Source organism: Marinobacterium iners DSM 11526, from assembly GCF_900107855.1.
Classification (GTDB): Bacteria; Pseudomonadota; Gammaproteobacteria; order Pseudomonadales; family Balneatricaceae; genus Marinobacterium; species Marinobacterium iners.
The window spans coordinates 1-6,498 of the sequence record NZ_FNRJ01000036.1 but is presented as its reverse complement, the minus strand read 5'-3'; the positions used below and the strand labels follow the sequence as shown (position 1 = coordinate 6,498).

The window sequence follows — 6,498 nt, the reverse complement described above, 5'->3', positions numbered from 1 at the left end:
CAGGCGCATCTTCTGAATCAGCTCAACCCACTGTTTCGGCATCTGCCTCGGTGAGGCGTGGGGGCGGCTGGATGCTGACTCAAGACCAGCGTCACCAGCCTCTCGATAGCGAGCAAGCCACTTATACACCGTGCGCCTACTGATGCCGAACGTGTGGGCGATATCTTTGATGGATTGTTGCTGACGTATGGCGCGATCAACGATCAGGGCTCGAATATGGGGCGTGGTTCGTGCATTCTTATGGGGGTTGTTCATGTCGGTTGTTCTGTGCTGTTTGTTTGGCGATAACCAGCATCTCGAACTTAACCGGCGTGAACAACCTCCTTAGCACCCACACTTAGCTCCATTGAGTACTTTATTGAAAAGCATGCCAAGCATCACAACGGCCGTGATTACCACATACTCACCAGCTTTCCTGGCATTGGTAGCATTTTGGCACTGACAATCCTGTACGAAGTGGGCGACATTAGTCGCTTTAACACCGTGCAGGATTTTGCCTCATATAGCCGACTCATTAAGTGTAAAGCTGAATCAGCGGGTAAAAGCTACGGCACTCAGGGCAATAAAATCGGCAATGCGCATCTAAAGTGGGCCTTTGGCGAAATTGCTGTGCTGTACCTGCGTGGTAACGACAAAGCAAAAGCTTACTTGCTGAAACTACAAAAGCGCATGAGCAAAGCCAAAGCACTCTCCGCCCTGGCGCATAAAATTGGACGCTGTGTGTACTACATGCTGAAAAATCAAAAGGTGTTCGATGAGAAACGTTTCCTAGCCGGTTAAGTCGCGGAGCAAGGTGAGCTGAACGTCTAACTGGAACCCCCTGGCTGATGCTCAAATGAAGATTGGATTACCCTTAGCCATAATGAGCTGAATCCCCCATCTTCTGGCACACGGCCCTAGCCAGAGCGCTTTGATTAGACATCTTGCCGCCGCGCACCACCATCAGCAAGATGGTTTGCACCTGTACTGAGCCTGAAACTAACTGGCGTTAAGCCCGATGCCTTGAATAGTGCCAGCAACAGGTTAACCGATGAATGTCTGGTGCCCCTGCTGTCAGTACGGAAGCTGAAATCAGCAGGCGCTCATTGAGCATGAGATAAGAGAGCCCCGATATGTGTTTGTTGCAGGCTATCGCCTGGCAACCACGATGACAGATGAAGCAGTCTATCTTGCTGATGGACAACAGACTGGCCGCTAACGCGGCCAGGAGAGCAGTTTTACCTATTGACTCCGAGGCGGCTCATATGTGTTATGTTCTCCGCTGATGCACTTCGTTATTCTTAGAATCACCCAAACTCCTTTCCTAAAAACATATGATTAGGATTATCCTCGAGTGTAATTAATGTTTTATCTTCAAGCTTAAAGCTCAAATCTACAGCAACGCCCTCGCTTTCCGGAAAAATTATTTCATCTTCATTTACGGTAACAATATATTGAACATCACCCAGCTCGTCTAATTTGGTGTTGATGTAATTTAGATATTTGATTCTTGTTTTGTGCGCGATAGCGTGAAAGACACCATCGTGTATTAGAAAGCTTGGAAAGTTATTCCGCCTTAAAACAGAAGTAATAAACACAGTAAAATCAAAAGCTAATATTTTGAAGCGGCCTTTTCCTAAAGAACTACCCCTCGGAACCTCCAGCGATAATTTTATTGGGCTTTTTTGGTTTGACTTAAACTCTATATTGAAATAAGGACTGACATCTGAGCTATCTATATCTACTGAACCTTCTACCAAGTCTAGAAATGTGCTCTTTATTCTATCAACTACTTGTAGGTTTTCATTCTTTTCAGATACAAGCTTTGCTACCGTTGAGCTCACGTTGGATTTCGTTCTGGCAATTGCTTCTTCTATTTGATCCAGCTGGTCAATATAAGTAAGCTGACCTGAAAGACGAGCTTTCTCTTCCACAAGGTTATTGTAGGCAGCCTTTAACGCATCAAAAGCTGACTTTTCATCTAGCATTTTGAATACTTTGGAGCGCTCTGTTTCAAGTGCAATCAGCTTATCCTTTAGCTCGGCCAATCTCACCTGATAAAGCACCTCTCGCTCTTTAAGAAATTTTCGCCTGTTTGTAGATATTTCCTGCCTAAAATCAATTACGTCTATAAGGCTCTTCTTTATAAAGTTTGAAAATTCAGAATGAATTTCCGAGTAAAAACTAGAAATCTCTTCAGGATTTACATCTACATCAATGCGAAGGCTTTCTTGGATATTTCTGTGCTTGCTTACAAGAGATATATGCTGTTTATTTAGAGACGATATCTCTTCGCTAAACGTCTTCAGCTTTTCTTCTAAGTTAGCAACATTTTCATCGAACTTATAGTTATCCAGGCCATCTTCTAGCTTATCAATTTTTCTCGCAACTAATTCGCATTCCCCCCTGAAATCTTCAGCGGATTTTCCAGTTTGCTCTGCAATTTGCTTATTAATTCTAGTCTGGTCTGATCGCAACCCCTTTAATTCAACAGTATCGTTGTCGAAGTTCCAGATTAGGCTGTTATCAATGCCCAAAAGTAAAAAAATATAGGAGAATAGTTCAGGTTGGCGCTTGCCTATGGTGAACTTTAGGACATTCGCTGCATCTCTTTGCGAAAAATTATGATCATTCTGCACAAAAAATGACATAAGCGTTCTAAACCAAATCGGCTCATAAATGCCAGTCTGGCCTTTCCCAATTTCAGCGCCGAGTATTAGCCGAAGGTCACTATCAACAAACTCTTTAGGCTCTTCTCCATCTCTTGAGAAAAGCACTTTTTTCTTATCCTCAAAACCCCTTTCAGTGGAATAAATTTTCCCACCAAGTACGAACTCGAGCTTAACTATTTCACCCTTAAGAAAATCATACTTTTCTTTAAATAGCTCAGACTTAACACCATCGGCCAAAAGGCAATAATCAATAAGATTGATTATCGTTGTTTTTCCAATTCCGTTAATGTCTTTTCCGGATTTTGAATATCTTCCTAAAATTATATTTAGCCCGTTCTTAAATATAATTTTCTCAAATAACCCCGACGGCGATGACAAAGAAGTTAGCTTAAACATTAATTAAAATCACCCTATACTCTTGGACAGTTAAACAACCAATAGAAAATAAAAACGTAAGTCCTTCCATGAACTGATCAGGAGTATAGAGTTCATGCCTCTTCAGAAACTTCCTCATTAAAGTTTCTAAAATCATTTCATCTCCATTTTTTACTAGATCAATAATATTCGCAGATACAACAGAAATGTGTTGATTCAAATCCATCTCGATATGCACATTAATCATACATGTTCCTCTGACTTCGGTTTCTTTCCGAACAAACACTGCTCAAAAAAATAGACCATTACGATACGCATATTATGGCTATAGTAATCGTCCTGCGTCTTTCCTTGAGACATGATATTGACAAGCTCGCTAAGTCTTTTTTCAAAGCTACCCGATAAGGATGTATAAGTAGACCTAACTTTGCTTCGTATCGAAGAAACGTTTTGCTGTGATCTTGATTTAATAATGCTAGATATTAAAGGAAAAATTGCTAAATACTCTTCATACTCATCCAAAAATGAATCGAGGTTTTCTCCACTGACATTAAGTTCAATTTTGTCTTGTATATAAGCGGGCTTTTCATATGGTTCAAATGAATCAGTTTTGTCGCTTATTTGAATCAGATCTTCGATGACTGTGGATATTACGTCATTAGATAAATAATGGTCAGGGATGTTTAGCGCTCTAAAAATAGCCATTTTGACCGTCCATGTTTGACTATCAATTTTCTGCAATAAGCCCTCGATACATATAATAGGCGATCCATTCTTGAGTCCGTTCACAAACTTGATCATCTGCGCTGTTGCTTCTAAATTGGTTACAACCTCCCATTTACCATGGGTAGATTCCCAGTTCTTTGCATAGGAATCAAAGTCAGCCCCAACTTTCTTTTTAAAATCATTAAGACTATATCTTTCAGGAGCATAGGCAGCTAAAACTATCTCGCCGTTAACGATTCCGTCTGAACCACCATCATGTTTTTGCTTTACTCTCTGAAAGCCTACCTCACCATAAATACAATGGTAAATTCTGTCCAACGCTTCCTGGAAGGCAGTAGCTCTGAGTCCTGTAATTTTTGTTTTAAGGACTTCCCGCACAATATTATCCATAGTTAATACTCTACTTATTTTCTATGAGTCACCCTGATTACAACCGAAGCTCAACTGAAAATAACGCTGCGTTAACGGGCCGGAAAAACGCGCAGCATTTTGGAGGTCCAGGCCAGCTTGCTGGCCGAAGTTGAACGCTTTGTTATACGTTTATTCATGCTGGATCAAGACCCTGGAAAAAGTCGAATAGTTTTTCAATAGCTGCCAATATATCTGTTTCCTCATTCACTACATCTTCCCAGCTTCTTCCGAAACTAGCATATAAATGGATGTCATTTCTCCTGCCGTGAATCTTTTCAATATCATCAATTACGGTAGCAATTTCAGATGAATATACGCCGTGTTTCTTCCAAGCGTAGATAACCTTTCCAAAAGTTCGGTGCTCAGGTTTATTTTTCATTAATTCTCTGAGCTTTCTGTTTTCTGCGTGTGCTCGCATAGCACATTCGATGATGGATGAACCGACTGAGATGCAGCTTGAAATGGCGCCAGAGCGCGCAGACAGTACCAAAGGGGTTGGTTTGAACCAGGACTCACGATCATCAACAGGATGAGACCAGCTCTGGACCCTACCGACAATCATTGTCTTCAGGAAATCATAGTATTGATGAGCTTCAGCGATGGCATTAACAGCATCGTGGCTAGGCACTTTTCTCCATTTCGCCCTCAACGCTCCCAATTCATGGAACTGGTATTCATCATTTGAAAAATCAAACCAACGAGACATTCTAAGCGTAAACCTCCATGTGGCGGGATTCTACTAAACCGTATAACGCCAAGGCGCACCGGCGCACTTTAGTGCGTCCGAGTGACGCTATTGGTTAGGAGCAGGCTGGCTCCGGATGTGAACTGTGCGCTTCTCTGCAAAGAGCTCGAATCTTTTAATCAAATTGTAATCTAGAAGCTCCGGTTTTCCAGAGCTGCCCTTAAGAAGCGAGATAAATTCTCGCAGGTCCAGCAAATGAAAAAAGGCCTGTGTCGACTGAATAGCTTCTACGAGCATTCGCTCAACTTCCGACCAATCACCCGAAGGCATTAACTCCGTAATGAGGACAATACAATGCGGGGGCTCATCTCTTACCAGAGCTAAATCCTCTCCCTGCGCGGAGGTGACACGCTCACCGCGTGCAATAGCTTTGGAAGCTCCTACAAGTTGGTTTATCGCTTTTTTTACTTGCTTTTGTACCCCTTTAATCCGCCTTTCCTGGGAGCGTTCCAAATTTGCTTCGAGGACGGATAAGTCCTTTGCCTCAATTAAGAAGTTTCCGTACTTATGAAAAGACAGCACATCCGTAAGCTCGCGTGATTTTTCCCCAATCTCTACCTGAGGACTTTTATGAAGAGTTAGCGGAAAAACGGATTCAAGAGATGCCCAGATGGCACGTTCGAAAATCTCTCCCTCGTTTCTATCATCGATAACAATATCGTGTGACTCTCTAAAACCAACAAATACGTTTCTAGTAGCGCGCCATTGCTCCAGTGAAGGGAGAATACCAACCAATGGTATCTCAACGGCGCCCTTATGATAGTTTGTTCTATCTGCTGAGTAGCAAAAACAGTCGAGCGCATGGTTACATTCTTCTGAAAATGGACCCTCATACAGTGAATCCTTAGTGCCAATTAGCTCCTTTGCTTGAAGCGCTTCGTCAGGTGAGATCGACAGCGTTGTCCATGCCAAACAGACATCCATCTCATTGAAAAGAAACAGCGGTGCCTTTCTATCAGTTAGAAACTTCAACAGAGAATCGTGTTCCTCTCCGTGCTTCTGTATCCCTGAGATGAGTAGTGCTGCGTCAGGCACATCGAATATTCTAACCCCAGTAGCCAAGTACTCTTCTTTCCTGCCGAAAAGAATATTCAAGTCGCAACCAGCTATAAGCGATTTTAATGTGGCACTTGGTGCCTTGATAAGGATTGCTATTTCATCCCCACCGTTGGCGGGAACAAACCACACCGAGCCATTTTCGGAGCGCATTTCATCGTGTACTCGCGAGCTCGGTATATGCATGTGTACTTCTCCTAACGTTTAGTTAACGTGCCGCTGAAAGCGCAAAAAAATATACGCTGGCACAGAGTTCATGATGAGTCACCGATACTCCCCCTTTCAAGGTCACGTTCAACGCCTTGTTGGACATAGCCGCCCCCTACCAACACACCGTCCCTCTTTATAAGGGAAATTCCTTTTACAGCCTTGCGACAACGTCGTCTCAGCAACTCAGCGTGCGCACCACAGGCCTTACAACACAACAACACCTGCTCCATGGGCTCAGCATCTCGAACCTTCATCCGCGCCAGATTACCGTGCTGCGCCAACATCCGTTGGTGCCGCTTCCTGGCTGCCGGGGCGTATAGCCCG

At 43.2% G+C, this 6,498-nt stretch carries 5 protein-coding genes and 2 pseudogenes; 1 reads left to right on the top strand and 6 read right to left on the bottom strand.

Annotation, left to right across the window (positions count from 1 at the left end):
• Positions 1-255 (bottom strand): leucine zipper domain-containing protein (locus tag BLV48_RS18465; protein WP_139253982.1); only part of this gene is annotated, 255 nt, incomplete at its 3' end.
• A 90-nt stretch (positions 256-345) separates the two neighbouring features.
• On the opposite strand from BLV48_RS18465, the pseudogene BLV48_RS18460 reads away from it, so the two are divergent.
• Positions 346-780, top strand: a pseudogene (locus BLV48_RS18460) (transposase); the annotation flags it as partial.
• 506 nt (positions 781-1,286) lie between these two features.
• Here the strand turns inward: BLV48_RS18460 and BLV48_RS18455 are convergent.
• From BLV48_RS18455 to BLV48_RS19275, 5 genes and pseudogenes are all read right to left on the bottom strand, one after another.
• On the bottom strand, positions 1,287-3,047 hold the full coding sequence (locus BLV48_RS18455) for a DUF2326 domain-containing protein (protein WP_091828248.1): 1,761 nt from the start codon (positions 3,045-3,047) through the stop codon (positions 1,287-1,289).
• Between the two features lie 222 nt (positions 3,048-3,269).
• Positions 3,270-4,142 (bottom strand): hypothetical protein, encoded by an 873-nt coding sequence (locus BLV48_RS18445; protein ID WP_091828246.1) that lies wholly within the window; start codon positions 4,140-4,142, stop codon positions 3,270-3,272.
• Between the two features lie 154 nt (positions 4,143-4,296).
• Positions 4,297-4,869 (bottom strand): hypothetical protein, encoded by a 573-nt coding sequence (locus BLV48_RS18440; protein WP_091828245.1) that lies wholly within the window; start codon positions 4,867-4,869, stop codon positions 4,297-4,299.
• Positions 4,870-4,956: 87 nt separating this feature from the next.
• Positions 4,957-6,150, bottom strand: coding sequence for a hypothetical protein (locus tag BLV48_RS18435; protein WP_091828244.1), 1,194 nt, complete (start codon positions 6,148-6,150; stop codon positions 4,957-4,959).
• A gap of 68 nt (positions 6,151-6,218) precedes the next feature.
• Positions 6,219-6,498, bottom strand: a pseudogene (locus BLV48_RS19275) (IS91 family transposase); the annotation flags it as partial.

Coding starts and splice junctions, on each gene's coding strand:
- BLV48_RS18455 (WP_091828248.1), bottom strand. CDS start 3,047: ATGTTTAAGCTAACTTCTTTGTCATCGCCGTCGGGGTTATTTGAGAAA.
- BLV48_RS18445 (WP_091828246.1), bottom strand. CDS start 4,142: ATGGATAATATTGTGCGGGAAGTCCTTAAAACAAAAATTACAGGACTC.
- BLV48_RS18440 (WP_091828245.1), bottom strand. CDS start 4,869: ATGTCTCGTTGGTTTGATTTTTCAAATGATGAATACCAGTTCCATGAA.
- BLV48_RS18435 (WP_091828244.1), bottom strand. CDS start 6,150: ATGCATATACCGAGCTCGCGAGTACACGATGAAATGCGCTCCGAAAAT.